This window comes from Achromobacter sp. HZ34, assembly GCF_002209485.1.
In the GTDB taxonomy this organism is placed as follows: domain Bacteria; phylum Pseudomonadota; class Gammaproteobacteria; order Burkholderiales; family Burkholderiaceae_B; genus Bordetella_C.
In genome coordinates this window covers 216,793-242,310 of the sequence record NZ_NJIX01000009.1, presented here as the reverse complement: position 1 = coordinate 242,310, position 25,518 = coordinate 216,793, and the positions used below count along the sequence as shown (strand labels likewise).

The window sequence follows — 25,518 nt, the reverse complement described above, 5'->3', positions numbered from 1 at the left end:
GTCTCCCCTCAGGTATTGAACACCGCGCCGTAGCGCCGTTCGATAAGGCGATTGGCCGCGATCAGCGCCACCACCGTGACCACCAGCAGCACGGCGGCCAGGGCCGAACCCAGGGGCCAGTCCAGGGTGTTGAGGAATTCGTCATAGGCAGCCGTCGCCACCGTCTTCAGCCGGCGTCCACCGATGATGGCCGGCGTGGCGAAGGCGCTGACCGACAAGGCGAACACCATGATGCTGCCGGACAGCACGCCGGGCATGGCTTGCGGCAGGATGACGCGCCGCATGACGGTGAAGGGATGCGCGCCCAGCGACAGCGCCGCCGCCTCGGTGGCGGGGTTGATGCGTTGCAGTGACGCCCACACGGAAATCACCAGGAAAGGCACCAGCACGTGGGTCAAGGCGATGCCCACGCCCAGGTTGGTATACATCAGGCTTACCGGCGCCGACGTCAGGCCCAGCGCCAGCAGGCTCTTGCTGATCAGGCCGGTGGAGCCGAACAGCAGGGCCCAGCCCAGGGTGCGTACCACCACCGACACCAGCAGCGGCCCCAGCACCACCATCAGGAACAGGCCCTTCCAGGGATTGCGCATACGCGACAGCACATAGGCCTCGGCGGTGCCCAGGATCACACAGGCCAGCGTCACCAGCAGCGACACGCCAAAGGTGCGGGCGTAGATCTCGTAGTAATAGCCGTCAGTGAAGATGGCCAGATAGTTCTTGGCGGTGAAGGAGTCCTGGATGCCGCCGTAGAACTGGAAGTTGTAGAAGCTGATGAGGAGCACCAGCACCAGGGGGGTCACGAGAAACAAGGCATAGAGCAACAGCGCGGGCGCGCTGAGCAGCCAGGGTGCGGCGCGGCGGCTGGACATGGCGGCGCCGATGGTGCCTGGGGTGGCGGGGGTGGCAGGGGTGGCGGCGACCATGGCGGCTTCAATGCCCCGCGCCGGCGGTCACCGGGCGCATATCGACGGCACGCCAGCCCAGGTGCACTGCCTCGCCTTCCGCCGGCACGGCAACGCCGTCGTTCTGGCGTATCACCAGCACGTCGCCTACCTCGGTCTGCACCTGGCACAGCCAGTGGTTGCCCTGGAAGATGCGCGCCTTGACCCGGCCCGGCAAGGCTGCCGGACCTGCAGCCAGGAACTGCACCTTTTCCGGCCGCACGATGACCGTGGCCGTGGGCGGCGCCGCGCCGTCCAGCGGCATACAGGCCGTGCCGATGCGGGCGTGAGGCCGGCCGTCGACCTCGCACACCAGCGGCTGGAACAGATTCGCCTTGCCCAGGAAACCGCCGACGAAAGGCGTATGCGGATGCTCATACGCCGCATAAGGGTCGGCCACCTGCTCGGCCCGTCCCTGGTTCATCACCACCACGCGATCCGACAGCGCCAGCGCTTCGGACTGGTCATGCGTGACCATGATGGTGGTGGTGCCTACCGTGCGCTGGATGCTGCGCAGCTCGATCTGCATGTCCTCGCGCAACTTGGCGTCCAGGTTGGACAGCGGCTCGTCCAGCAGCAGCAGGTTGGGCCGTATCACCAGCGCGCGCGCCAGGGCCACACGCTGCTGCTGCCCGCCCGACATGCGCGCGGGATGGCGGTCGGCCAGGTGGCCCAGGCCCACCAGTGCCAGCGCCTCCCCCACCCGGGTGACGCGCTCGCGCTTGTCGACGCCGCGCATCTCCAGGCCGAAAGCGACGTTCTGCGCGGCCGTCATGTGCGGGAACAGGGCGTAGTTCTGGAACACGATGCCCATGGCCCGCTTCTGCGGCGGCGTGCGGCCCAGGTCGTGGCCGTCCAGGATCACCGCGCCCGCGGTCGGTTCGATGAAGCCCGCGATCATCTGCAGGGTGGTCGTCTTGCCGCAGCCCGAGGGCCCCAGCAGCGACACGAATTCCCCGCGCGCGATCTCCAGGCTGAGCGCATCGACCGCGGTGCTGTCGCCGTAGACCTTGGTCAACTGCTTGAGGACGAGAAAGCCCATGGACCGCCTCAGCGCTCGATCTCGCGCGTCCAGCGCTTGTTCCAGTCGTCGCGATTCTGGTTGACGGTGTCCCAGTCGACCACGATCAGGTCCTGCGCCACCTTGCCGGCCGGCAACTGGACGGCGGCATTGGGGTCTTCCTTGTAGGTGGCTTTCTTGTTGACGGGGCCATAGCCGTAGGCGTCGCCCAGCTTGGTCTGCACTTCAGGCGTCATCATGTACGTGACGAAAGCCTGGGCCAGCGGATTGGCCTTGGGCTTGGCGATGGGGCAGATGGACGACAGCAAGGCGTAGGCCCCTTCCCGCGGATAGGCGAAACCGACGGGGAAGCCGGTGTCGGCGAAGGACTTCGCGCGGCCGCTGCCCCATACGGCGATCAGGGCCTGCCCGCTGGAGAACAGCTCGGTCATCTTGCCGGGCGACGGCTCATAGACCAGCACGTTGGGACCGACGTGGTCCTTGAAGACCTTGAAGCCGGGATCGATCTTCTTTTCGCCGCCGCCGTTGGCGCGGGCGTATTGCACCAGGGCGTGCAGGCCGTAGGTGTTGTTCAAGGGCGGAATCACCAGCGTACCCTTGTACTTGGGATCCTTCAGGTCGTCCCAGGAAGTGGGCGCCGCCCATTTCTTTTCCGCGAACACCTTCTTGTTGTACATGATGCCGGTGGCGACGATGCCGATGGCCACGGCCTTGTCGTCCTTGTAGCGCGCGGCCGGATACAGGTCGTCCTTGGGCAGGTCGGCGATGGGAGCACAGAAGCCCAGGGCGATGGCTTGATACATCGGCCCGTCGTCAATGATGGCGACGTCGATCTCCTGGTTGCTCTTCTGCGCCTGCAAGCGCGCCAGGGTATTGGTGGAGTTGCCCGCGACGTAGTCGATCTTGACGTTGTGCTGCTTCTCGAACACCGGGAACAGGTCCTTGCGCAGAATGTCCTCGAACGAGCCGCCGTAGCCGGCGATGACCAGCCGGTCCTCGGCGTGGGCGGCGGTGGTGATGGCTGCGCCGGCGAGGGCGACAGACAGGGCCAGATACAGCGGATGCTTCTTCATGATCCCTCCGGTGATTCGGAAAAGCACTACAAAGAAGAACGTCCGTGCCATGGTGCGCGGACGTCGGCATTAGGGGCTGCCACCCGGAGGCCGCCAACCCGTTCAGGCCAGCCACCCCGGCAAATAAAGTCGCTGTCTCGGACCTGGACCTGGCTCGATTTCCCGCATCGGCCTACCCTGTTTTTTGAGGATTATGGGAATGGCCCCGCAGGCCGTCAAATACCAATAAACCCCATCCCTATGCAGATTTGATATGTCCGGGGGTTAGTACGGAACGGGTTTTTACCTACAAGAAGCGGGACGCCGGCGCCCTCATCGTTCCCGCACCGCCTCTTTCATGCAGCGCATGAATACCTGCGCCAGGTTCGATTCCACATGCTGCTGTGCATGCAGCACGTAGCTGCGAAAGGGAATGGCCGGCTCGAAGGGAATCGCCTTCACGCCGGGCGGCTGCAGATTGCGCACCACCAGGGGATTGACCACGCTGACGCCCAGGCCCATGCCCACCATGCTGCATATCGTCGCCGCATAAGGCGTTTCCAGCGTCAGGCGGCGCGACCCGGGTTCGAACGCCGCGTCGATGGCCGTGCGCGTGCCATCGCCCAGGGTCAGGGAGATGAAGTCTTCCCCGCGCAGATCGGCGGCGACGATACGCCGCTTGCGCGCCAGCCGGTGCGACTCCGGCACGATGCACACGCCCTTCTCGTCTCGCCATACCGCGCTGGTCACGCCCGGCACGCCGACCAGGTAAGCCACCAGGCCCAGGTCGCAATAGCGGGTCGCCGTCCATTTGGCGACGGTGGGCGAATCGCTGGTGTAGACGGAGATCGGCACTTCGGCGTAGTAGCGGCGAAACTTGGCGATGGCCGGCGCCATCAGCGTCATGGCGATGGACGGCACCACGCCGATGCGCAGCGCGCCCGCGCCGAGCTGCAGGATGGAACGGGCCGAGTCCTGCAGGCTGTCCAGGCCGACGAAGGCCCGCTCGACGTCCTTGAACAAGGCTTCCGCCTCGTCCGTCGGCAACAGGCGGCCGCCGACGCGCTGGAATAATTTGAACCCTGTCAGCCGTTCCAGCTGGCCGATCACGCGGCTGATATTGGGCTGCGAGGTGTGCAACTGGATCGCCGCCTGGGTCATGGAGCGTGTCAGCATCACGGCACGGAACGTCTCCACCTGCTTGAAGTTCATTTCGAGGACTCCTGGCCGCGGGCGCGGTATATCAAAAGCGCATGATGCGCTTTCGGGACCGCCACTTTGGCGTTTGGGCATGCTGCTGCCTATCCTGAATAACCCGGCTGGCGGCCCGCGCAGTTGCTGCGGGCGCGGCGCGGCGGCGGTAGCGGCGGTAGCGGCGGTAGCGGCGGTGGCGGCGGTGGCGGCGGTGGCGGTGGCGGCGGCGGCGGCGGTGGCGGTGGCGGTGGCGGTGGCGGTGGCGGTGGCGGTGGCGGTGGCGGTGGCGGTGGCACGGGCGTTGTGAGACAAGCAATACAATCCAGGTTCCCGGATTTCTTCACCGCGCCGCCCGGCCCTTGCCGCGGCGGCTGCCACACGCGCAGGACACCATGAGCCAGATCTTCCATTTCGAACGCGGCACCGCCCCGCTGCTGATTTCCATTCCTCACCTGGGCAGCCTGATTGCCGACGAGCAAAAGCCCCACATGACCGAAGCCGGCCTGCGTTCGGGCGATACCGACTGGCACCTGGACACCCTCTATTCCTTCGCCCGCAGCATCGGCGCATCCTTCCTGTGGGCGCGCTATTCGCGCTACGTGGTCGACCTGAACCGCTCGCCCGACGACGGCAACCTCTACCCCGGCCAGACCAAGACCGGCCTGTGCCCCACCCTCACCTTCGACGGCATTCCCTTGTACAAGGACGAATCGGTGCTGACCGATGCCGAGCGCGCACGCCGGGTGCAGACCTACTGGCAGCCTTACCACGACCAGTTGCGCGCCGAGATCGACCATCTGCGCGCCCAGCACGGCAAGGTCATGCTGTGGGAAGGCCACTCCATCGCCAGCGTGCTGCCGCGGCTGTTCGAGGGCAAACTGCCGGACCTGAACATCGGCACCGCCGCCGGCGGCAGCTGCGCGCCGGCCATGGAACAGGCCATCCGCGCGCGCCTGGAACAGGGCTGCCCGTACACCTGGGCCATCAACGGCCGCTTCAAGGGCGGCTACATCACGCGTGAGTACGGCAATCCCGCCCAGAACGTGCACGCCATCCAGCTGGAGATGTGCCAGTCCACGTACATGGACGAGACCTACCCCTACGCCTTGCGCGATGACCTGGCCAGCGGCGTGACGCCGGTGGTGGAAAGCCTGGTGCGCGCGGCCTACGACTGCCTGTGAAGCCGCCCTCGGGTAGTTCACCCTCGGCGGGTGCGTCCCCACGGGGAGCTGCATCGGGTAGCGCCCTGGCGAGCGCCGCCCCGGCCGCCAGTGCCCTGGCGCGCCGGCTACCGGAACTGTCGCTGGTCGGCGTGACCATGATCTGGGGCCTGACCTTCCTGACGGTCCAGCATGCCCTGGCCTACAGTTCGCCGCTGTTCTTCGTTGGCTGCCGCTTCGCGGCGGCGGCTCTGGCGGTGGGCGTGGTGTCGCGCGGCGCGCTGCGCAACATCCAGTGGCGCGATATCCGCGCCGGTGCCGTCATCGGCGCCTGCATCGTCATGGGCTACGGTTTACAGACGATGGGGCTGCAGCATGTGGCGAGCAGCGAATCGGGATTCCTCACCGCGCTGTATGTGCCGCTGGTGCCCTTGCTGCAGTGGGTGTTCTGGCGCCGCCAGCCCCACTTCATGTGCCTGGTGGGCGTGGCGTGCGCCTTCGCCGGCATGCTGTGCTTCGGGCTGCCCGCGGCCGGCGGCGGCCGGGGAATGGCGCTGTCGTTCACGCTGGGACAGACGCTGACGCTGGTGGCCGCCGTGGCCTTCGCGCTGGAAATCAGCGCCATCAGCCATTACGCCTCGCGCGTGAATGTGCGCTGCGTGACGGTGGCGCAACTGGCTTTCACCGCGCTCTTTGCCTTCGCGCTGCGGCCCTTGCTGGGCGAGCACGAGACGCCGGCACTGTCTTGGCAGTTGCTGGCGTTCGCCGGTGGGCTGGGTTGCGCCAGCGCGTTGATCCAGGTGGCGATGAACTGGGCGCAGAAAACGGTGGACGCCTCGCGCGCCGCCATCATCTATGCTGGCGAACCCATCTGGGCCGGCCTGTTCGGCCGCCTCGCCGGCGAGCGCCTGCCAGGACTGGCCCTGGTCGGCGGCGCCTTGATCGTACTGGCCATCATCGTCAGCGAATGGCGACCCCGGTGGCTCCGCACTCAAGGGAAGTGATGCGCAGCGCCGCTCAGGCGCTTTCCCGCGCCACTTGAGACGACCGCGGGGCCGGTTGCGAGGCCGGCTGCGGCTGGCGCTTCTCTTCCCAACTGGCGATGACCGCCGTGGCGATGCTGTTGCCGATCACATTGGTCATCGTGCGGCCCATGTCCAGCAGCTGGTCGATGGCCAGGACCAGCGCCACGCCGGCGGCCGGCAGGCCGAACATCGGCGCGATGGCGGCGACCACCACCACTGAACCGCGCGGCACGCTGGCCATGCCCTTGCTGCTCAGCATGAGGATCAGCAGCATCACCACCTGCTGCGACACCGGCATGTCGATGCCGAAAGCCTGGGCGATGAAGATCGCGGCAAAGGCCTGGTACACCATCGAACCGTCAAGGTTGAAGGCATAGCCCAGCGGCAGCGTGAAACCGACCACTTTCTTGTCGACGCCGAACGCTTCCAGCTTTTCCGTCAGGCGCGGGAACGCCGCTTCGCTGCTGGCGGTGGAGAAGGCGATCATCGCCGGTTCGCGCACCGCCTTGAGCAGCGCGACGATGCGGCGCCCCAGGAAGGCATAGCCCACGGCCACGAGCACGATCCACAGGATCACCAGCGCAAGATAGAAGGAACCCAGCAACTTGCCGTAGGTGAACAGCACGTCCAGGCCGCGCAGGGTGACGACGGACGCGATCGCGCCGAACACGCCCAGCGGCGCGAAACGCATCACATAGTCCGTGAGACGCAGCATCACCGGCACCAGGCCGTCCACCGCCTGGATCACGAAGGCCACCTTGGGATCACGCTTGAGCGCGCTCAAGGCCAGGCCGAAGAACACCGAGAACACGAGGATTTGCAAGATGTCGTTGCGAGCCATCGCGTCCAGCACGCTGGTGGGGAAGGCATGGGTAAGGACATCGCGCACGTTCAAGCCGGCGGTGTTCAGGCCGGTATTCACTTCACCGGCACCCGCCGTCAGGTGCAGCGAGGAACCCGGATCGGTCAGGTTGGCCATCACCAGGCCGATGGCCAGGGAGATCAGCGACGCACAAAGGAACCACGCCACCGAACGCAGGCCGATGCGTCCCACATCCTTGCCGCTGTCCAGGCCCGACAGACCGGAGACCAGCGTGGCGAACACCAGCGGCGCCAGGACCATCTTGATCAGCCGCAGGAAGATGTCCGTGATGATGGAGAAATAACCTGCCACGTTCTTGAGTTCCGTGGCGTCTGAAATGTTCGCGTGGCAGGCATAGCCTACGACGACCCCGAGGAGCATGGCGATCGCGATGCTCAGGGTTAACCGATTTTTCATATCTGTCCTTCTTTTTTGCCCATTCAGCTGACTTGATGCTGAATAAATGTGGCGTGCTGCTGCGATGAAAGTGCTGCGAGAAGTTCGCCTTCCGAGGGAAAACTGGAAGGGAAAAGGCAGGCGCTGCCCAGGCGAAAAGACCTATCCGGACTTTACGCAGGCAGCATGATACGGGAAAACCCGAAATATCTTATGTGCCCACCCGCCAAGCGCCGGCCTGCTCGTTAACGGTAGAGCAGGCGCTCCACCGTCGACACTTCCTGCTGCAGCGCCGGCAGGATCTCCAGTTGGCGCTTCGCGGTCATGCGGTTGGAGGTCGCCGCGATCGTCAATGCGGCCGAAGGTGCACCGTAGGTATTGCGTATGGGCAGCCCGATGGCCGTGACGCCCGGCACCGCCTTTTCGCCGATGGCCGCATAGCCCCGCCGGCGCGACTCGGTCACGGCCCGGCGTAGATCCAGTTCGTCGAATTCGCCATAGGCGCCCAGGCGTACCGCCACCGCGCTCACCACCTCGGCCACTTCTTCGTCGCCCAGGGCTTGCAGCATCGCCAGCCCGCCGGCGTTGACGCCCAGGGGTTGGCGGCTGCCCACGATGACCACCGGCGTCTGGATCGGATAGTGGCCCTGGATGCGGTCTATGCACACCGCATCGTGGCCGCGCCGGATGAACAGGAAGGCGGTGTCACCGGTAGCTTCGGCCAGGCGCTGCAGCGACGGCCGGCAGACGTCGACCAGGTTGAAATCCCCGGCCGCCGCGATGCCCAGCTCGAAGACCAGGGGTCCCAGGCGATAACGCCGCGTCACGGGGTCGCGCGCCACCATCTCTTCACGCTCGAGCGCCTTCAGCATGCGATGCGCGGTGGGCTGCTCCAGGCCGCACAGGCGTGCGACATCGACAAAGCGCAAGCCGGGGTCGCGATGCTCGGCCAACAGCTTGAGCAAGCCCACGACACGGGCCACGCTCTGGGTTCCGCCGGGCGAGGCGGCGGATCGTGCCGGTGATTTCATATCCATATATTGGATATTCCAGATACCGGCGTTGACGCTGTTTTAGGCGATATGTAGATTGAAAACCAGTACTCCACGATGAATTGTCTCCTTTAGGGTTTTCACTATATGGATATTATGACACCGCGCGAACGCCTGCCTTATTCGGCAATCGTCGACCGCCCCAAGCTGCCCGCACCCGACGGTGCGCGCATCATCGTCTGGCCTATCGTGAACGTGGAGGACTGGGACATCGGCCGGCCGATGGCGCGCCAGGTGCTGCCCGCGCCCACGGGCGTCAGCGTCACGCCGGACATCCCCAACTGGGCCTGGCACGAATACGGCATGCGGGTCGGCTTCTGGCGCCTGCTGCAAGCGCTTGAAGGTTTCGGCATCCGTGCCACGCTGTCGATCAATGGCCGCGTCTGCACCAGCTATCCCCGTGTCGCCGAAGCCGCGCGTGACGCCGGCTGGGAATTCATGGGGCACGGCTACATCCAGATGCCCATCCACCAGGTCGACGATGCCCAGGCCATGATCGCGCGCACGGTCGACTCGATCCGCGAATTCACCGGTCGCGCGCCGGTGGGCTGGTTGGGCCCCGGATTGACGCAGAAGATGGACACCGTCGACCTGCTGCATGACGCCGGCATCCGCTACATCGGCGACTGGGTGCTGGACGACCAGCCCTGCCGCTTGCGCACGCAGGGCGGCGACATGGTCGCCATGCCTTATTCCGTGGAACTGAACGACATCCCCATGATGGCCGTGCAGCACCACAGCTCGGATGAATTCTTCAAGCGCGTCACCGACAGTTTCGATCGCCTGTATGCGGAAGGCGGCGACCAGGTGCGCGTGATGGGTATCGCCGTCCATCCTTTCCTGAGCGGCGTGCCGCATCGCATCAAGTACTTCGAACAGGCCTTCGAGTACATGCGCAAATTCGAGGGCGTGCGCTTCATGACCGGGGAGGAAATACTGGCCTGGTACGACCGGGTTGCGCCGGGGGCTGCATCGACGGCCACAGCCGCATCGGCCGCTGCGCCGCGGAGCTGACACGATGATCAAGGCACATTACCCGCAGCAATCCAATATGCGCCTGCTGGCCCGGCACGACCTGGGCGGCTTCGGCGGCGTTGGCGAAGGCATTGCCATGCAGATCGCGCCCGACGGACGCCGCATCCTGTGGCTGGCGCATGAAAGCGCGCCAAAGAACTTCACCGGCGTGGACGTTTCCGATCCGCGCCAGCCGCGCGTCATCGTGCAGACCGACCTGCCGCACGCGGCCGTGCGCTCGAACTCGCTGGAGGTGTCCGGCAACCTGATGGCGGTGGCCTACCAGGTCAGCAAGCCCGGACTGGCGCCGGCCGGCTTCGACCTGTTCGATATCAGCAAGCCCGAGCAGCCGCGCCTGCTGTCGCATTTCGACGCGTCCGCGCCCCATTCGCGCGGCGCGCACTGCCTGTGGTTCGTCGATGGCCAGACCGTGCACATGGCGTGCAGCGATCCGGACCGCGTGCCGCGCAATCCCAAGGATGACCAGGTCTACCGTATCGTCGACGTCAGCGCGCCGACCCAGCCGCGCGCCGTGGGCGCCTGGCATCTGCCGGGCACCATGGAAGGCGACGACGCCGAACCGCCCAAACGGCTGGCGCCCGCTTTCGATTCCGGCTTTCGCGCCCACAACACCAATGTGTTCCCGCAACGTCCGGATCGCTGCTACCTGGGCTATCTGGATGCCGGCGCCTTCATCATGGACATCTCCGACCTGTCCAATCCCCGCCCGGTCTCGCGCTTCATGAACTCGCCGCCGTTCAAGGGGTTCACGCACACGGCACTGCCCCTGTTCGAACGCAATCTGCTCGTCGTCAGCGACGAAACCGTGCAGGACGATGCCGGCGACTGGCCCAAGCTGGTGTGGCTGGTCGATATGAGCGACGAATCCAACCTGGTCTCGATCTCCACGCTGCCCATGCCGCCGGTGGACGTGCATCGCCTGCGCGGCGGACGGTTCGGCGCCCATAACGTGCACGAGAACCCGCCCGTGCCCGGCGCCTGGAAGTCGGAGGATTACCTGGTCTGCACGTTCTTCAACGGCGGCGTGCGCGTCTACGACATCCGCGACCCGTATGCGCCGACCGAGGCAGCCTACTTCGTGCCGGAGGCGCCCACCGGATCGCCGGCGGGTTCGATCCAGTTCAACGATGTGTTCGTCGATGACCGCGGCATCGTGTTCGCGGTGGACCGCCACACCGGTGGCTTGTACGCACTGGAAATGAAGCTATGAGCATGGAGGTTGTGACCGGTTCCGATACCCGGCTTCCGGTCATCGTGGTGTCCGGCTTCCTGGGCAGCGGCAAGACCACGCTGCTCAAGCGCGTGCTGGCGACGCCCGCGCTGGCGGGGTCGATGCTGATCGTCAACGAGTTCGGCGAGGTCGGCATCGATCATCACCTGCTGGAACGTTCCGACGAGGAAACCGTGCTGCTGGACAACGGCTGCATGTGCTGCCAGTTGCGCAGCGATCTGCAGACGCTGCTGGTGGACCTGTCCATGCGGCGGCGCCGCGGCGAGATTCCCAGCTTCGAGCGGGTCATCATCGAGACCAGCGGCCTGGCGGATCCCGGGCCGATCGCGCAGACCCTGTATGGCGACGCGCCGCTGGCCCGGCAATACCGGTTGGCGCATGTCGTCACGTTGGTGGATGCGGCCCATCCGGAAGCGCGCGGCGCGGCGCTGCAGACCGCCGAGCGGCAGGCAGCGGCGGCGGACCTGATCCTCATCACCAAGACCGATCGCGCCACGCCCGCGCAGCGCGACGCGGCGCTGGACTGGGTGCAGGCCGTCAACGCCCACGCGCGCCGCGAGACGCCGATACTGGGCGACCTGGACATAAGCCTGCTGACGGCGCCCTCGCCCTTCGGGCAACTGGGCCAGACGGGCGGAGCCGGAGCCGCAACGATTTTCGGCGCGGGTACCGCTGCATATGGCGACGAACCGGGCCGGGCCCAGCCCAACGAAGCGGACAACAAACCCGGCGGCAGCTACCTGGGCAAGGTCGCATCGCTGCATCCGCCCGCCGTGGCCAGCTTCACGATGATCTTCGAAGGCGCACTGGCGCGGCCGGTATTCCAGCTATTCCTCGACACGCTCACCAGCCTGCGCGGCCCCGACATGCTGCGCACCAAAGGCATCTTGCGCTTTGAAGGCGAGGCGCAACCCGTGCTGATACAGGGGGTGTGCCACGTGTTCGACAAGCCGGTGCCGCTGGCACCCACCGCCACGGCGCCCGCGCAATCTTCGCTGGTCTTCATCGCCCGCGACCTGCCGCGCGCGGACGTCGAAGCGCTGTGGAACTCCATCAATCGCCTCGTTCGCTAAGGGCCTCGCATCCACCGATTTTTCGCCACGCCTGCGTTTCCACGTTTCATGCATTTCATGCATTTCCTGCTTTTCGCGCGGCGCCTACGTCAGTTCCAGCGCCGGCCCGATTGAATTCAACAGCTTCACCCGCTTTACCAGTCTCACCATAAAACGACATCAAGGGGTTTACTCATGCTACGCCGCAGCTTTCTACTGTCCTGCCTGCTCGCCGCCGCCGTACCCGCGGCTCACGCCCAATCCGACTATCCAGCCCGCCCGATCCGCATGATCGTCGGCTTCCCGCCCGGCGGCATCTCCGACGTGCTGGCCCGCGCCGTCGCCGCCGAAGCCAGCGGCGTACTGGGCCAGAACATCGTGGTCGAGAACCGCCCGGGCGCCGGCACCACCATCGCCGCGGACCTGGTGGCGCGCGCCGCGCCGGACGGCTACACGGTGCTGTTCCAGGACACCACCACGCATGCCATCAACGCCAGCCTGTACAAGAAGCTGCCTTTCGACAGCGTGCGCGACTTCACGCCGATTTCCCTGGTGTCGTATTCGCCGCTGATGCTGGTGGTCAACGCCAATTCCCCGGCGCACACCCTGGGGGAGCTGATCGCACGGCTGAAGGCGTCCCCCGGCAAGTACTCGTACGGCTCGTCGGGTAACGGCACCATCATCCACCTGGCCAGCGAAATGATGGACCGGGCCGCGGGCGTCAACGTCATCCACGTTCCGTACAAGGGCAGCGCGCCGCTGGTGCAGGCCACGCTGTCCGGTGAAATCGAGTTCGCCTTCAGCAGCATGCCACCGGCCATCACCCAAGTGCAGGCCGGCAAGCTGCGCGCGCTGGCCGTCAGCACGCCCAAGCGCATCGCGGTGGCGTCCGATGTGCCCACCATCGCCGAGGCCGGCGTCCCGGCCGCGGAGGTCACGCTGTACAACGGCGTGCTCGGACCCAAGGGCATGCCGCCGGCCGTGGTGCAGAAACTTAACGATGCCTTCTCCAAGGCGGTGCAGGGCGACAAGATCAAGGCGATCTACCAGAGCCTGGGCGCGGTACCCATGGCCGTCACCCCCGAACAGGTCGCCGCGCAGATCAACGAAGACCTGGTCCGCTACGCCAAGGTCGTCAAGGAAGTCGGCGCGCAGGTCGATTGAAAAAGGAGTTACCGATGTCCGTCACCCAGCCGCCGTCAGGCGAACCCTTGCGCGCAACCGTACGCGCGTTGATGGCGCTCGAAGGCCACGAACGCGATGACGCGTGCGTCGCGCGCGTGGCCGCCGAATTCGAGCGCTTTGCCGCTATCGCGGCCACCCTCGCGCCCGTTGCCGAGGACCGCGAGCGCGCGCCTCTGCCGGTGTTCCAGCCATGACCGCGCCGCGCTACAGCGCCACCGTAATGGCCAGGCAGATACGGGAGGGCGAGACCAGCGCGGTGGACCTGGTTGCCGCCACGCTGGCGGACATCGCCGCGCGCAACCCCGACCTCAATGCCTACACCGCCATCACGGCCGACCGTGCGCTGGCCGAGGCTGAACAGATCGACGCCCGGCGCGCGCGCGGCGAGCACCTGCCGCCACTGGCCGGCGTGCCCTATGCGGCCAAGAACCTGTTCGACGTACAAGGCCTGACCACGCTATGCGGCGGCCGCGTCCATGCGGACGAACCGGCGGCCACGCACGATGCCACGGCGGTGGCCCGCCTGCGCGCCGCCGGTGCCATCCTGACCGGTACGCTCAATATGGACGAGCATGCCTACGGCTTCACCACGGAAAACTCGCACTACGGCACGACGCGCAACCCGCACGATGCCGCGCGTGTCGCGGGCGGATCGTCCGGCGGCTCGGGCGCGGCAGTAGGCGCGCGACTGGTGCCGCTGGCGCTGGGCACGGATACGAACGGCTCGGTCAGGGTGCCGGCGGCCTTGTGCGGCGTGTTCGGCATCAAGCCGACTTATGGCCGGCTGGGACGGGGCGGCGTGTTTCCCTTCGTCTTCAGCCTGGATCATGTGGGCGTGCTGGCCGCGTCCACCGAAGACCTGGCATTGGCGTGTGACGCCATGCAGGGCCTGGACGCGCGCGATCCCGCCACGCGCTTCGCGGCTGCGGGGTCCTCCTCGTCCTCGTCGTTATCGGGGTCGTCGTCGGGATCGTCGTCGCGTTCATCCGGAGGTCTCGGCCCCCTGGCGCCGCTGACCGCCCTGCCCGGCGGCTTGCGCGTGGCCGTGCTGGATGGCTGGTTCGAACGCTGGGCCGGCCCTGACGCCAGCCGCGCGGTGGACATCGTCGCCGCCGCGCTGGATGCCCGCGCGCGCGCCAGCCTGCATGGCGCGGAACGGGCCCGCTCGGCGGCCTTCGTCATCACCGGCGCCGAAGGCGGCACGCTGCACCGGCATGGCCTGCGCACGCGCTATGACGCCTACGAACCGCATTCCCGCGACCGGCTGCTGGCCGGCAGCCTGCTGCCCGCGTCCTGGGTGGCGGACGCGCAACGGGCGCGCCGTGACGTATATGACGAAGCCATGCGCCTGTTCGAACGATACGATCTGCTGCTGGCCGCCGCCACGCCGGTGGCCGCGCCGCCCGCCGGCGCGGCCACGTTCGACCTGCACGGCCAGGCTTTGCCGGCACGGGCCAGCCTGGGGCTGCTGACCCAGCCGCTGTCCTGCCTGGGCCTGCCGGTCTGCACGGTGCCGGTGTGGCCGGGCGGTCCAGGCAGCCTGCCCCTGGGCGTACAGATCATCGCCGCGCCCGGCCGCGACGATCTATGCCTGGCCGCTAGTGCCTACCTGGAGCAGACCGGCGCGGCGCGCCTGGCGCCCGCAGCATCGTCACCGCGGTGACTTATCCACCTGCACGATCGCGGTGGTGAACAGGTCGATGAACCGCTGCTCCGGTGCCGACAGCACGGATCCGCGCCGCGTGACGAGATTCAGCGAACGCTTGACCACGGGATCCCGCAGCGGCTTGAGCACCATTTCCTGCGCCACCGCCGCGGGCCGTATGCTGGTGGGCACGATGGCCACGCCCAGCGCCTCGCGCGCCAATGCCAGCGCGGTCAGCGTATTGGTGGCCTCGTAGGCCGGCCGCAGGGCCTGGCCGGCGGCCAGGAAGACATTTTCCGTGAGCGTGCGCACCGTGCTGCCCACGGTCAACGTGATGATCGGTTCATCCAGGATATCCTTCCAGCGCACGCTGCGCTTGCGCGCCAGTGCGTGCGTGGGCGGCAACGCCACCGCCAGCGTGTCCTCGGTCAGTCCCTGGCTGTCCAGCTCACTGTTTTTCTGGATCCCGAAGCCCAGGCCGAAATCGATTTCGCGCGCATAGATGCGACCGATGATTTCCTCATTCACGCACTCGCGGAACACCACGGAGATACGGGGAAAATCATCGCGAAAGGCCTTCAGCACCGCGGGCAGCACGGTACCGGCCAGTTGCGGCGCCAAGCCCAGTGAAATGCGTCCGGCCTGGTCCGCCGCCACGCCACGCCCACACGCCAGCACCGACTGCGCATCCGCCAGCATGCGTTCCGCGATAGGCAGCACTTGCAGTCCGGCCGGCGTCAGCGCCATGCTGCGCGTGGTGCGCTCCACCAGGCGCGCATCCAGCCTTTCTTCCAGGCGCCGGATCAGGATGCTGAGGCCGGCTTGCGTCAGATGCAGTTGATCGGCCGCGCGGGAAAACCCGCCGAGCCGCGCAAGCAGCACGAACGCCTCCAATTGGCGCAAATTCAGATTCATAAAGTTATGCAATGAATGGATTGTCGATTGTTATTTTACTTATCAACATGCCAGGATGACACTGTGCCATCGATGCTTTCCACAGGATCCGCATATGGGCTACACCGCCATCGAGAAAGTCCTCGCACGCGTTTCGGGTAAACCCGGCGTGCGCGCCGGCGACCTGGTTTATCCAGAGCCGGATATGGTGATGATCCATGATGCCCTGGTCAAGGAAGCCAAAGGCGAACTGGATCGCATCGGCATCAGCCACGTGACACGGCCGCAAAAGATCATGATGGTCAGCGACCATGACGTGGTCTACGGCAGCGCCCGCGCCGCCGAACGCGGCGCCTTCAACCGCAAGGCGGCGGCGCAGTGGGGCGTGACCCAGTTCTACGACGCCGGGCGTGGCGGCCACGGCCACATCTTCCCGATGGAAGACGGCAAGGTACTGCCCGGCATGTTCTATTTCGACAACGACACCCATGCCACCAACGCCGGCGCGGTCGGTGCGTTCGGCATGCGCGTCGGCAACGAGATTTCCCGCGTGCTGGCTACCGGCACGACCTGGCTGGAAGTCCCGCGCACCATCCTGCTGGAGCTGCGCGGACAGCTGCGGGCCGGCGTGATGGCGCGCGATATCGGCTTCTACCTGGCGCGCCAGGTCAAGCGCAAGGTGCTGGACATCGACCTGGACTACCGCGTGCTGGAATACGGCGGCGACCTGGACGCACTGAGCTTCGGCGCGCGGGTGGCGCTGTGCAGCACGCCAACCGAAATGCGCGCCGCCGGGGTCTTCGTGCCGCCGTCCGCGGCGATCCTGGCCTATTGCCGCCGCCACGCCCAGCGCGACTTCGAGCCGGTGTATAGCGATCCCGACGCCGTTTACGAATCGCGCCACGAACTCGCCCTGGGGGACATCGCGCCGCAGGTTTCCCTGCCCGGCAACGTCGGTAACGCCGTGGACGTCGAAGAGGCCACCGGCACGCGGGTGGATCATGCGTTCATCGGCTCCTGTGGCTCGGGCACTTACGAAGACATGCTGTGCGCCGCCAGCATCCTCAAAGGCCGCCGGATCGCGCAGCATGTGCGCCTGTTCATCGTGCCCGGCACCGAACGTTCCACGCGCCGGCTGGCCGAGGAAGGCATCATGCGGATATTGCTCGATGCCGGCGCCATGCTGCTGCCGGCGGGCTGCGGTCCCTGTAACGACGCAGTGGTCGGGCCGCTGGCCGCGGGCGAGGCGTCGATCTCGACTTCTACCAATAACAATGCCGGACGCTTCGGGCCCACCGATGCGCGGCTATACCTGGGCAGCCCGGCCACCGTGGCGGCATCGGCCGTGGCCGGCTGTATCGCTGACCCGCGCATGCTGGACGCCGATCCCGAACTGCAAGGACTGAGCGAGGCCGCCTATGCCTGACTATCAATGGGTTCTGCGGGGCCGCTGCTACAAGCTGGGCGATGACGTTCCGCATCCCAACGGCGTCATCCCGGCGCGCTTCATCACCGCCCGCGAAATGAATCCGGCGGTGCTCACGCCGCATCTGTTCGCCGAGACCGATCCTGGCTTCGTCGAGCGCTGCAAGCCGGGCGACATCATCGTCACCGGGCGCAACTTCGGCATGGGACCGAAAGGCAACGGCTACGTCGCCATGCAGGCACTGGGCCTGGGCCTGGTGTGCGCATCGATGTCGGTACAGGCCTATCGCGCCGCCATCAGCACCGGCTTACGCGTTTTAAACCATTGCGGCAACATCACGGATGATTGCCAGACGGGCGACGACCTGGAGGTCGATTTCCTGGCGGGCACCTTCGTCAATCACAGCCAGGGCATCACGCGCGCATTGCCGCCGGTACCGCAAGCCTTGCACGAACTATTGGCCTGCGGTGGCAACGAAGGCTGGCTTGCCCACTGGTGGCGCGGCCAACAGCAAAAGCAGCACACCACCGCGGGTGGAATGGAAACCTCATAAGCGGGTGGAGACGGCAAAAGCATAGGTTCCGGCGGACAGTAAAGCATGGGACCGATGCGGGGATGCCTTGACGCTTCCAGCCTGGAGGCGCCGCGGCACTGTGTTCAATCGTCACAGGAGTGGCGCTGCCCGCCGCGCGGACGCGCCTTTGCCATCATGTCCATTTTTCGACTGTCATTGCCCCGTCCGGTGCTGGCTGGTGCCGCGTTTTGCGCGTCCGCCCTTACCCTCTTCTGTGCCTCGCTTGCCCCGGCGCACGCCGCGGACGGCGCCTATCCCGACGGCCCGATCCGCCTGGTCGTGCCGGCCACGGCGGGCGGCACGACCGATGTCCTGGCACGTGTCGTCGCGCAGCATATGTCCCAGGCCTGGGGCGTTGCCGTGATCGTCGACAACCGGGCGGGCGCCGGCGGCGTCATCGGCGCCTCCTATGTCGTGTCCAGCAAGCCGGACGGCCGCACGGTGCTGATCGCGCCCAGCGCATTCGGCGTGCGGTCCGCGCTGGATCGCAAGCTGCCCTATGACCCCTTGAAAGACCTGGCCGGTGTGGGTTTGATGGCGCGTTCGCCCAGCTTCCTGGCGGTGTCGCCCGCGTTGAAGGTGAAGTCGCTGGCTGAACTGGCGGCCTATGCCAAGGCACAACCCGAAGGCGTCAGCTACGGTTCCGCGGGCATGGGCAGCACCGGCCACCTGCATGCCGCGCAGTTCGCGGCGGTGTATGGATTCGCCGGGGTGCACGTGCCGTATCGCGGCACCCCGGAGGCGCTGACCGATGTCATGCAGAACCGCGTGCAATACGCCTTTGCACCGGGGCCGAATGCCTTGCCGCTGGCGCGCGACGGCCGCCTGGTGCTGCTGGGCGCGACCTCGGCCGCGGCAAGCAAGTTCATGCCGGGTGTGCCCGTGGTGAACCAGCCCGGCATGACCGATTTCGAGACGGATGACTGGTTCGGCGCCCTGGTGCCTGGCGCCACGCCCATCGCGGTCAGGCAGAAGCTGAGCGCGGAAATCGCCCGCATCCTGGCCCTGCCTGAAGTGCGCAAGCGGTTGGAGGATGTGGGCGCCGAGCCGCAATCCAGCACACCGGAGCAGTTCGACGCCCTGCTGCAACGCTACGTCGCGACGATACGCACGCTGGGCGAGGAAATGCAGATCAAGCTGGAATAACCCCCGGCCAGGCGGCGGCCAAGAGTTTGTCCCCATTTTTCAACGTATATGATGCCACCCACGTCGCTCCCACTTCGCATCCCTGGCGACGGAACATTGCTCGTCCCGTCGGGTACCGGACGATGCTTAGGAACCTTGTGGCATGAAAGTCATAGAAAAATCGTCCAAACTCAACGCCGTCGCCTACGATATCCGGGGCCCGGTCCTGGATCGCGCCCGTGAGATGGAAGAGGCGGGCCAGCGCATCATCAAGCTGAATATCGGCAACGTCGCGGCCTTCGGCATCCAGCCTCCCGACGAGATCATCCAGGACATCATCCGCAACGTGGCCGATGTCGCCGGCTATACCGACAGCAAAGGGCTCTTCGCGCCGCGCAAGGCGGTGGTGCACTACATGCAGAGCAAGGGCGTGCAAGGCGTCGACGTCAATGACGTCTATCTGGGCAATGGCGCGTCCGAACTGATTTCGATGAGCATCAACGCGCTGTTGAACGACGGCGACGAGCTGCTGATTCCATCGCCGGACTTTCCCCTGTACACCGCGGTCACGGGCCTGTCGGGGGGACGTCCGGTCCACTATATGTGCGACGAGGGCTCGGAGTGGATGCCGGACATCGCCGACATCCGCGCGAAGATCACGCCCCGCACGCGCGGCATCGTGGTGATCAATCCCAATAATCCGACGGGTGCCCTGTACTCGCGCGAAGTGCTGCTGGAGATCCTGCAGGTTGCCCGTGAACACGGCCTGGTGGTGCTGGCCGACGAGATCTACGACAAGACGCTGTTCGAGGAACATACCCACGTCAGCATGGCCTCGCTGTGCGATGACGTGCTGGTCCTGACGTTCAACGGCCTGTCCAAGAACTACCGCTCCTGCGGCTATCGCGCTGGCTGGATGGTGGTCTCGGGCGACAAGCGCTGCGCGCAGGGCTATATCGAAGGCCTGAACATGCTGGCCTCCTTGCGCCTGTGCTCGAACACGCCGGGGCAACTGGCGATACAGACCGCCTTGGGCGGCTACCAGAGCATCAATGAGCTGGTCGGTCCGACGGGCAGGCTGCGCAAGCAACGCGACGTGGCCTACGACCTGCTCACGCAGATCCCTGGCGTCCAGGTGATGAAGCCCAAGGGGGCGCTGTACCTGTTCCCCCGGCTGGACCCGAAGATCTATCCCATCGAGGACGACCAGCAGTTCGCCTACGACCTGCTGGACCAGGAACGGGTGCTGATCGTGCAGGGCACGGGCTTCAACTACCCGACCAACGATCACTTCCGCATGGTGTTCCTGCCGCACGTCGACGACCTGACGGAAGCCATCGGCCGCATCGACCGGTTCCTGGCGGGCATGCGCAAGGGCTGATCATGGCGGGTGGGGCGCGCGCGCGCCTCGCCTGCGAATCCGCGAATGGGGCAGCGCCTTCCGGGCGTTGCCCTCTTGCATGCTGTTCAGCTAAGCCGGCGAACGTCCGAGCATGCCGCACAAGGTCAGCAGGCAGCTGACGGTCAGGTGCGTGCCGGGGCGGGTGGGCACGCGGATGCCATCGGCGCCGTGAGGTGCGCCGTGGCTCTGGCGCACCAGCCAGGCGGCCTGCAGGCCGGCGTTGGTGGCGCCGATGACGTCCAGATCGAAGTCGTCGCCGACATGAAGCATCTCGGCATGCTTGGCCGAGGCCATCTGCGCGGCAGCGTGGAAGATGGCCGCTTCCGGTTTCGCCACGCCAAACTGTTTTGCCGACAAGGCGCCCACGAAGAACTCCTGGCCGCCGGTCAGCGCCAGGTTGGCGTTGCCGTTGGAGACGGCGACCAAGGGGAATCTGGCGCTGAGCCATTCCAGCGCGGGCAACACGTCTTCAAAAAACTCGACATTGTTGCGCGCGGCTTAGAACACCTCGTAGGCCGGCATGGTCAGCGACGTGTCTTCATTCACCGCCTCCAGGGCCGCCGTGAGGGAGCCCAGGCGCAGGGCCCGATAGTCGCCGGCCATTTCCGGATGATCCACTTCGTATTTGTCACGCAAACGGGCCAGCGCGTCGGGGGTGGTCAGCAACGTGGCGGTGCGGGGCGCGTGCTCAATGAGCCAGGCCTGGAGCATCGTTTCGGCCCGCGCCACGGATGGGGCGAACGGCCAGAGGGTGTCGTCCAGATCGAGCGAAATGGCCGAGACTGCATTCAGAGGCATACGTTGGGAAATCAGGCTTGGAGACGTGCCCGGCGGGATTGCCGACCTGCAAGCGGCCGGGTCCCGGGCATTCAGGCCGAAATATTAACAGCCGCGGCCATCGCCCTGCTCGCGCACGTTTGTCGCCCTGCCCCAGGAAACCTAGGGAAAACCAGTGCTTTTTAAAGCGAAGGTCAGGTCTTTGGTCTAATATATATATAACTTATAGATGTTTGACATCTATAAGTCTGACCCTCGCCCTCCCCCTGCTTCCTGCTAATTCGCCGTACGCTGCGCCCGTATCATGTCCACGCCCTCAGGCACGCTCGCATCATCCCCCTCCAGTTCCTCCAAGGTTTCCTCCGCCCCTGCCGCCTTGAGTCACCGCGAAATCATGCGGGTGATCGGCGGCATCATTCTTTGCATCCTGCTGGCTTCGCTGGATCAGACGGTGGTAATTCCGGCGGTACCGGCCATCGCTTCCGACCTGAACGGCTTCGGCCATCTGTCGTGGATCGTGGCGGCCTACCTGATTGCCGCAACCGTGACGACGCCGATCTACGGCAAGTTGTCCGACATTTACGGCCGGCGCGGGATGTTGACGGTGTCGATCGGACTGTTCATCGTCACCTCGGTGATGTGCGCCATGGCGCAGACGCTGGACCAGTTGATCTGGTTCCGCGCGCTGCAGGGCCTGGGCGGCGGCGGCTTGATGTCCCTGGCGCAGGCGGCCATCGCCGATGTGGTGGCGCCGCGGCAGCGCGGCCGCTACCAAGGCTATCTGGCGGCGGTGTGGGGCGTGGCGTCCATCGCGGGTCCCCTGGTCGGCGGTTATGTTTCGGAGCATCTGTCCTGGCGCTGGCTGTTCTGGATGAACGTGCCGCTGGGCCTGATCGCGATGTACTCCTGCAACCGCGGCCTGCGTACGCTCAAGGCCAAGGGCGGCAAGGCGCGGCTGGATCTGCTGGGGTCGCTGCTGCTGGCCCTGACCATCGTCAGTTGCCTGCTGGCCTTGAGCTGGGGCGGCGCTGCCTATTCCTGGCTGTCGCCGGAAATCATGGGCCTGGTGCTGTTGACCGTGTTGGGGCTGATCGCCCTGGTGTGGCAGGAAAAGCGCGCGAGCGATCCCCTGCTGCCGCCGCGCATGTTCGCCAACAAGACTTTCAACTGCGGCGTGGCGGTGTCGTCGACTGGCGCCCTGGTGATCTTTCTTTGCATCTTCTCGCTGCCGCTGTACTTCCAGCTGGTGCGCGGCACCAGCGCGGCGGAGTCGGGGCTGTTCGTGGTGCCCTTCCTGTTGTCCAACGTGGCGGGCAATATGGTGGCCAGCAATCTGGCCCGGCGTTTTGGCAGGCTGCGCGGCATTTTGTCCGTGGGACTGACGCTGGCGGCCATCGGCATGTGCGCCCTGGCTTTCATGGGGCCGTCGACGCCGCTGGCGCTGGTGCTCACGGTAACGTTCGTGGCCGGCGTCGGCCTGGGACAGTGCATGGTTGGCATGCTCATGGCCGTGCAGAACGCGCTGGATCCGCGTGATATCGGCGCGGGCACCGGCTCGGTACTGGTATTGCGTTCGGTGGGCAGCGCCTTCGGCAGCGCGCTGGCGGGCAGCCTGCTGGCGCTGGGTTTCGCTGCGTCGTTGTCGAAGGCCGGCATCGTCCAGGCAATCGACCTGGGCGCCATGCGTCATGGCAGCGATGTGCTGTCGAGCCTGGCGCCGGCGGCCCGACTGGCCCTGATGGACGGCGTCGCGTCCACGTTCCGCATGATCTTCGCGTTCGGCGCCGTGGTGACCCTGATCTCGCTGATCATCGTCCGCCGCATGCCCGACCTGGAACTGCGTGGTTCGACGGCACATCAGCACGTGCCCCTGGGCGAATAAAGCGCCCTCCTTCGGATTCAATAAAAACGGCGCCCAGGCGCCGTTTTTATTGGCCTCGATGAATTTTTTCACTGAAAAAGCCTATTTCAACAAATGCTGAAACAGGCCTTCGTAGTGAAAACGTCGAGTTGCGGAGGACCAAGGCCGGTGGCCATCAGGCCACGCAGCCCGGCTCCGGCTTATTGCACCAGCGAGAACCCGATGCCGATCTGGGAGCGGTGGCGCTGGTCGTAGCCCAGCAGCGTTTCGCCGTAGCCGTTGAAGTACTGCAGGTGCACGTAGCCGTTCATGTTCAGCCAGGTGCGCTTCAGGGGCCAGGCCAGGTCCAGCTGGGTGGTGCGGCGCGAACTGGCGCCTTGGCGATACATCGCCGACGCAATCAGGCCATTGTCTTGCGCCCAGCGCAGGTTCCAATCCACATGGCCGGCATAGTCCGAGTAATCGGCGTTTTCGTCGGCGACGCCGAAATAGCCCTTGATACGCGGGGAGAAGGTCAGCGTGCTGCCGCCATCAAAGCGGTAGTTGATCGCCGGCTGCAGGAACGCATCGTTGACTGAGCGCGAATCGGCGCCGGCCTTGCCATTGGACATGTGCTCGACACCGGCCTGCAGGCCCGCGCGCCAGTTCTGGCTTTGCGAGGTCCACATATTGTCGTTCAGCCAGAACAGGCTGGGATTGAACGTCGTGTCGATGAAGGGACGGGATTCACCCTGCAAATCCCACAGCGAAGTCTGCGTGTAGCCCAGATAAAGCTTGTCCCAGAACTTGGGGTCGGAGGCATCGGGCGTGAACAGGCGGTACTTGAAGCTGACCTGGAAACGCGCGGTGGTGCGGTCCCGCGTGCGGATGTCGAAGTACATGGGTTGGTACTCGGACAGCCCCGCCAGCACGCCGCTCAGGCGGTTGGGATCGGCCGGCGTGACGTCGGATGCGGCCTGGGTGGGGGCGGGACCTGCCGCGGGAGAGGCGCCGGCGGCAGCCACTTCCGGCGCCGGCAGCGGCTGGCCGGTGGTCGGATCGACGACAGGCACCGTGGCGGGACGGGACGCGACCACCGACGTACCACCGCCGGTCCCGGTGTCCAGCGCCATCAAGGCGGGCTCGCCTTCGATGGAGACGGCTTGCAGGCCATGCACTTCCGCCGGCACCACGGCGCTCCATGACATGCGGGCGAAATTGTTGACCGGAATGTTCAGGTCGCGCGCGTCGGACTCCGCTTGCGCGGGCGTACGGATGATCTGGCCATTGGGCGCCCGCCATTGCAGTATCAATTGGCGCGGCGGCTGCCAGCGGGCACCGGCGGAACCGTCGTTGAAATAGACGGCCTGCACGCGTACCGTCGTGCCCGGCGCCGCGGCGGCCCGGTCCAGGGTATAGCTGATGCCGGCGTGGGCGGGCGCGGCAATCGCCGCCAAGGCGGCCATGCCACCGAACCCAAGAACTGCACGCGTGCGAGACAGACGTTTCATGACATCATGGGTGTAGTAAAGGACGGGGCACTGTATCACCGGGGGTTACTGTGACTGATACCGTCTGTAATACCGGTTCGTCGCCCTTTTCCGCGCGAAGGCGTGGGCCTGCATAGTCTCGGGTGGCGCTCAGCGGCGGCGGGCGAAGGCGTGCGCGGTCGAACGGCAAGGGGCGACGGTACTGGCCGTCTCCCATTACCAAAACCTCGATAGAACAAGTGGTTACGCAGGCTGGAGGGTGTCTTACAACAAAGGACGAAGTCACGTTGCAAAAACGGCGTTTCACGCCGAGTCGGCGACCGTCCCGTAAGCCATGTAAAATGCCGCTCGGCATCCAGCCTCCGCGCGCCGCCCTTAGCTCAGTTGGATAGAGCACTCGCCTTCTAAGCGAGCGGTCACACGTTCGAATCGTGTAGGGCGGGCCAAAAATCTTATATTCATTAGGCACTTAGGCCGTAAGATTCTCGATTCCTTACTACTGATTTTGTGGGAATCGGTCGCTCAAACGAGTAGTGCGTCACTCACGCTTCACTCTGATTCCGCCCGGCGCTTCAGCTCCTCCAGCGCGGAGATGTACTGCACGGCCTTATCCTTGTCGTCCGACCAGGCCTCCCCAATCAGGGTCCCCTGAGCGTTGACCGACCGCACCATGAACCACCGCCCCTTGGCGAACAGCCGGTTCTCGGCAATGGACTTGTAGTACATCCGCTTCACGTCCTTGCGCGACACGCTGTGCCCGATTCCCGTAGGCGGATCTTTGCTGTAGGTCGCCCCACCGTACTCCACGAAGAGGTCCGTGACGTTCACGTAGTCCGGGTGAAACTTCCGCGGCTGCTCCATTAGGACTTGCTCCACCAGGAGCTTGGGATCGCCCTGTACGGCCGCCGTCTTGTATTCGAGGATGCTGGCACATCCAACCAGCCATAGGGCCGCCAGGGCCGCTATTACAGCTCTCATTGTCTCTCCTTGGTTGAAACTTGAAACGAGATGATAAAGGAGCTCGGACCTAGTTCCGCTGAGATTTCCCCGGGGTAGCGCCGTCGCGCCCGCCCGACATCTCCGTCGCAGAGTCCCTATCTTTCTATGCTATCTGGATGAGCGGAGGCTCCCCTCCCTGT

General features: G+C 65.7%; 23 protein-coding genes, 1 tRNA gene and 1 pseudogene. 15 read left to right on the top strand and 10 right to left on the bottom strand.

The features are described from left to right. Positions 1-8: 8 nt before the first annotated feature. From CEY05_RS28455 to CEY05_RS28440, 4 genes are all read right to left on the bottom strand, one after another. Positions 9-923 carry an ABC transporter permease gene (locus tag CEY05_RS28455; RefSeq protein WP_233161756.1) on the bottom strand — a complete coding sequence of 305 codons (915 nt, stop codon included), beginning with the start codon at positions 921-923 and terminating at the stop codon, positions 9-11. Between the two features lie 7 nt (positions 924-930). Continuing rightward, complete coding sequence (locus tag CEY05_RS28450) at positions 931-1,983, bottom strand: ABC transporter ATP-binding protein (protein WP_088600634.1); 1,053 nt, start codon at positions 1,981-1,983, stop codon at positions 931-933. Positions 1,984-1,991: 8 nt separating this feature from the next. Continuing rightward, positions 1,992-3,035 (bottom strand): ABC transporter substrate-binding protein, encoded by a 1,044-nt coding sequence (locus CEY05_RS28445; protein WP_088600633.1) that lies wholly within the window; start codon positions 3,033-3,035, stop codon positions 1,992-1,994. 312 nt (positions 3,036-3,347) lie between these two features. Then, positions 3,348-4,226 (bottom strand): LysR family transcriptional regulator, encoded by an 879-nt coding sequence (locus CEY05_RS28440; protein ID WP_088600632.1) that lies wholly within the window; start codon positions 4,224-4,226, stop codon positions 3,348-3,350. 79 nt (positions 4,227-4,305) lie between these two features. On the opposite strand from CEY05_RS28440, the gene CEY05_RS28435 reads away from it, so the two are divergent. The 3 genes from CEY05_RS28435 to CEY05_RS28425 all read left to right on the top strand — a co-directional run bounded on the left by CEY05_RS28435 (position 4,306) and on the right by CEY05_RS28425 (position 6,372). Continuing rightward, positions 4,306-4,515, top strand: coding sequence for a hypothetical protein (locus CEY05_RS28435; RefSeq protein WP_198952932.1), 210 nt, complete (start codon positions 4,306-4,308; stop codon positions 4,513-4,515). 85 nt (positions 4,516-4,600) lie between these two features. Continuing rightward, positions 4,601-5,389, top strand: a complete 789-nt coding sequence (gene hutG / locus CEY05_RS28430) for an N-formylglutamate deformylase (protein ID WP_088600630.1) — start codon at positions 4,601-4,603, stop codon at positions 5,387-5,389. Continuing rightward, entirely contained in the window at positions 5,386-6,372 is a 987-nt protein-coding gene (locus CEY05_RS28425; RefSeq protein WP_369826008.1) for a DMT family transporter, read from the top strand. The genes hutG and CEY05_RS28425 overlap by 4 nt, the downstream gene beginning before the upstream one ends. 13 nt (positions 6,373-6,385) lie before the next feature. Here the strand turns inward: CEY05_RS28425 and CEY05_RS28420 are convergent, their stop codons facing one another. Further along, positions 6,386-7,672, bottom strand: a complete 1,287-nt coding sequence (locus CEY05_RS28420) for a dicarboxylate/amino acid:cation symporter (protein WP_088600629.1) — start codon at positions 7,670-7,672, stop codon at positions 6,386-6,388. 224 nt (positions 7,673-7,896) lie between these two features. Then, a complete protein-coding gene (locus CEY05_RS28415) occupies positions 7,897-8,688 on the bottom strand; it encodes an IclR family transcriptional regulator (protein ID WP_233161755.1) in 792 nt (263 codons plus the stop codon). 102 nt (positions 8,689-8,790) lie between these two features. Here CEY05_RS28415 and CEY05_RS28410 point away from each other — a divergent pair, with 102 nt between their 5' ends. The 6 genes from CEY05_RS28410 to CEY05_RS28385 all read left to right on the top strand — a co-directional run bounded on the left by CEY05_RS28410 (position 8,791) and on the right by CEY05_RS28385 (position 14,869). Continuing rightward, positions 8,791-9,717, top strand: coding sequence for a polysaccharide deacetylase family protein (locus CEY05_RS28410; RefSeq protein ID WP_233161754.1), 927 nt, complete (start codon positions 8,791-8,793; stop codon positions 9,715-9,717). Positions 9,718-9,721: 4 nt separating this feature from the next. Further along, positions 9,722-10,948: an LVIVD repeat-containing protein gene (locus CEY05_RS28405; protein WP_198952931.1), complete on the top strand. Its 1,227-nt coding sequence runs from the start codon at positions 9,722-9,724 to the stop codon at positions 10,946-10,948. Continuing rightward, complete coding sequence (locus tag CEY05_RS28400) at positions 10,945-12,042, top strand: GTP-binding protein (protein ID WP_088600628.1); 1,098 nt, start codon at positions 10,945-10,947, stop codon at positions 12,040-12,042. Before CEY05_RS28405 ends, CEY05_RS28400 begins: the two co-directional genes overlap by 4 nt. A gap of 174 nt (positions 12,043-12,216) precedes the next feature. Further along, on the top strand, positions 12,217-13,185 hold the full coding sequence (locus CEY05_RS28395; RefSeq protein ID WP_088600627.1) for a tripartite tricarboxylate transporter substrate binding protein: 969 nt from the start codon (positions 12,217-12,219) through the stop codon (positions 13,183-13,185). 14 nt (positions 13,186-13,199) lie between these two features. Then, positions 13,200-13,400 carry a DUF4089 domain-containing protein gene (locus tag CEY05_RS28390; protein WP_088600626.1) on the top strand — a complete coding sequence of 67 codons (201 nt, stop codon included), beginning with the start codon at positions 13,200-13,202 and terminating at the stop codon, positions 13,398-13,400. Further along, the gene (locus CEY05_RS28385; RefSeq protein WP_088600625.1) at positions 13,397-14,869 is read left to right on the top strand and encodes an AtzE family amidohydrolase; all 1,473 of its coding nucleotides are present in this window, start codon (positions 13,397-13,399) and stop codon (positions 14,867-14,869) included. Before CEY05_RS28390 ends, CEY05_RS28385 begins: the two co-directional genes overlap by 4 nt. Here the strand turns inward: CEY05_RS28385 and CEY05_RS28380 are convergent. Continuing rightward, positions 14,858-15,766, bottom strand: coding sequence for a LysR family transcriptional regulator (locus tag CEY05_RS28380; protein WP_088600624.1), 909 nt, complete (start codon positions 15,764-15,766; stop codon positions 14,858-14,860). The two genes, CEY05_RS28385 and CEY05_RS28380, sit on opposite strands and share 12 nt — an antisense overlap. 94 nt (positions 15,767-15,860) lie before the next feature. Here CEY05_RS28380 and CEY05_RS28375 point away from each other — a divergent pair, with 94 nt between their 5' ends. From CEY05_RS28375 to CEY05_RS28360, 4 genes are all read left to right on the top strand, one after another. Continuing rightward, positions 15,861-17,171 carry an aconitase family protein gene (locus CEY05_RS28375; protein ID WP_158219447.1) on the top strand — a complete coding sequence of 437 codons (1,311 nt, stop codon included), beginning with the start codon at positions 15,861-15,863 and terminating at the stop codon, positions 17,169-17,171. Beyond that, a complete protein-coding gene (locus CEY05_RS28370) occupies positions 17,164-17,724 on the top strand; it encodes a hypothetical protein (RefSeq protein ID WP_088600622.1) in 561 nt (186 codons plus the stop codon). The genes CEY05_RS28375 and CEY05_RS28370 overlap by 8 nt, the downstream gene beginning before the upstream one ends. Positions 17,725-17,880: 156 nt before the next feature. Beyond that, the gene (locus CEY05_RS28365; protein ID WP_158219446.1) at positions 17,881-18,891 is read left to right on the top strand and encodes a tripartite tricarboxylate transporter substrate binding protein; all 1,011 of its coding nucleotides are present in this window, start codon (positions 17,881-17,883) and stop codon (positions 18,889-18,891) included. 142 nt (positions 18,892-19,033) lie between these two features. Beyond that, the gene (locus tag CEY05_RS28360) at positions 19,034-20,251 is read left to right on the top strand and encodes a pyridoxal phosphate-dependent aminotransferase (RefSeq protein ID WP_088600620.1); all 1,218 of its coding nucleotides are present in this window, start codon (positions 19,034-19,036) and stop codon (positions 20,249-20,251) included. Between the two features lie 90 nt (positions 20,252-20,341). On the opposite strand, the pseudogene CEY05_RS28355 reads toward CEY05_RS28360, so the two are convergent. Continuing rightward, positions 20,342-21,070, bottom strand: a pseudogene (locus CEY05_RS28355) (HAD family hydrolase). 283 nt (positions 21,071-21,353) lie between these two features. Here CEY05_RS28355 and CEY05_RS28350 point away from each other — a divergent pair. After that, the gene (locus CEY05_RS28350) at positions 21,354-22,931 is read left to right on the top strand and encodes an MDR family MFS transporter (protein WP_369826007.1); all 1,578 of its coding nucleotides are present in this window, start codon (positions 21,354-21,356) and stop codon (positions 22,929-22,931) included. A gap of 179 nt (positions 22,932-23,110) precedes the next feature. Here CEY05_RS28350 and CEY05_RS28345 read toward each other — a convergent pair whose 3' ends face one another. Then, the gene (locus CEY05_RS28345) at positions 23,111-24,400 is read right to left on the bottom strand and encodes a phospholipase A (protein WP_088600618.1); all 1,290 of its coding nucleotides are present in this window, start codon (positions 24,398-24,400) and stop codon (positions 23,111-23,113) included. A gap of 348 nt (positions 24,401-24,748) precedes the next feature. Here CEY05_RS28345 and CEY05_RS28340 point away from each other — a divergent pair. After that, positions 24,749-24,825 (top strand) — tRNA-Arg (locus tag CEY05_RS28340). A 103-nt stretch (positions 24,826-24,928) separates the two neighbouring features. Here CEY05_RS28340 and CEY05_RS28335 read toward each other — a convergent pair. Then, positions 24,929-25,357, bottom strand: coding sequence for a hypothetical protein (locus CEY05_RS28335; protein WP_088600617.1), 429 nt, complete (start codon positions 25,355-25,357; stop codon positions 24,929-24,931). Between the last annotated feature and the right edge of the window lie 161 nt (positions 25,358-25,518).

Bases quoted from the DNA above. Each gene is read 5' to 3' on its own strand.
- CEY05_RS28390 (WP_088600626.1), top strand. From the start codon at position 13,200: ATGTCCGTCACCCAGCCGCCGTCAGGCGAACCCTTGCGCGCAACCGTA.
- CEY05_RS28350 (WP_369826007.1), top strand. From the start codon at position 21,354: ATGTCCACGCCCTCAGGCACGCTCGCATCATCCCCCTCCAGTTCCTCC.
- CEY05_RS28400 (WP_088600628.1), top strand. From the start codon at position 10,945: ATGAGCATGGAGGTTGTGACCGGTTCCGATACCCGGCTTCCGGTCATC.
- hutG (WP_088600630.1), top strand. From the start codon at position 4,601: ATGAGCCAGATCTTCCATTTCGAACGCGGCACCGCCCCGCTGCTGATT.
- CEY05_RS28415 (WP_233161755.1), bottom strand. From the start codon at position 8,688: ATGGATATGAAATCACCGGCACGATCCGCCGCCTCGCCCGGCGGAACC.
- CEY05_RS28405 (WP_198952931.1), top strand. From the start codon at position 9,722: ATGATCAAGGCACATTACCCGCAGCAATCCAATATGCGCCTGCTGGCC.
- CEY05_RS28445 (WP_088600633.1), bottom strand. From the start codon at position 3,035: ATGAAGAAGCATCCGCTGTATCTGGCCCTGTCTGTCGCCCTCGCCGGC.
- CEY05_RS28365 (WP_158219446.1), top strand. From the start codon at position 17,881: ATGTCCATTTTTCGACTGTCATTGCCCCGTCCGGTGCTGGCTGGTGCC.
- CEY05_RS28435 (WP_198952932.1), top strand. From the start codon at position 4,306: ATGCTGCTGCCTATCCTGAATAACCCGGCTGGCGGCCCGCGCAGTTGC.
- CEY05_RS28450 (WP_088600634.1), bottom strand. From the start codon at position 1,983: ATGGGCTTTCTCGTCCTCAAGCAGTTGACCAAGGTCTACGGCGACAGC.
- CEY05_RS28385 (WP_088600625.1), top strand. From the start codon at position 13,397: ATGACCGCGCCGCGCTACAGCGCCACCGTAATGGCCAGGCAGATACGG.
- CEY05_RS28375 (WP_158219447.1), top strand. From the start codon at position 15,861: ATGGGCTACACCGCCATCGAGAAAGTCCTCGCACGCGTTTCGGGTAAA.
- CEY05_RS28345 (WP_088600618.1), bottom strand. From the start codon at position 24,400: ATGAAACGTCTGTCTCGCACGCGTGCAGTTCTTGGGTTCGGTGGCATG.
- CEY05_RS28440 (WP_088600632.1), bottom strand. From the start codon at position 4,226: ATGAACTTCAAGCAGGTGGAGACGTTCCGTGCCGTGATGCTGACACGC.
- CEY05_RS28335 (WP_088600617.1), bottom strand. From the start codon at position 25,357: ATGAGAGCTGTAATAGCGGCCCTGGCGGCCCTATGGCTGGTTGGATGT.
- CEY05_RS28410 (WP_233161754.1), top strand. From the start codon at position 8,791: ATGGATATTATGACACCGCGCGAACGCCTGCCTTATTCGGCAATCGTC.
- CEY05_RS28370 (WP_088600622.1), top strand. From the start codon at position 17,164: ATGCCTGACTATCAATGGGTTCTGCGGGGCCGCTGCTACAAGCTGGGC.
- CEY05_RS28360 (WP_088600620.1), top strand. From the start codon at position 19,034: ATGAAAGTCATAGAAAAATCGTCCAAACTCAACGCCGTCGCCTACGAT.
- CEY05_RS28455 (WP_233161756.1), bottom strand. From the start codon at position 923: ATGGTCGCCGCCACCCCTGCCACCCCCGCCACCCCAGGCACCATCGGC.
- CEY05_RS28395 (WP_088600627.1), top strand. From the start codon at position 12,217: ATGCTACGCCGCAGCTTTCTACTGTCCTGCCTGCTCGCCGCCGCCGTA.
- CEY05_RS28420 (WP_088600629.1), bottom strand. From the start codon at position 7,672: ATGAAAAATCGGTTAACCCTGAGCATCGCGATCGCCATGCTCCTCGGG.
- CEY05_RS28380 (WP_088600624.1), bottom strand. From the start codon at position 15,766: ATGAATCTGAATTTGCGCCAATTGGAGGCGTTCGTGCTGCTTGCGCGG.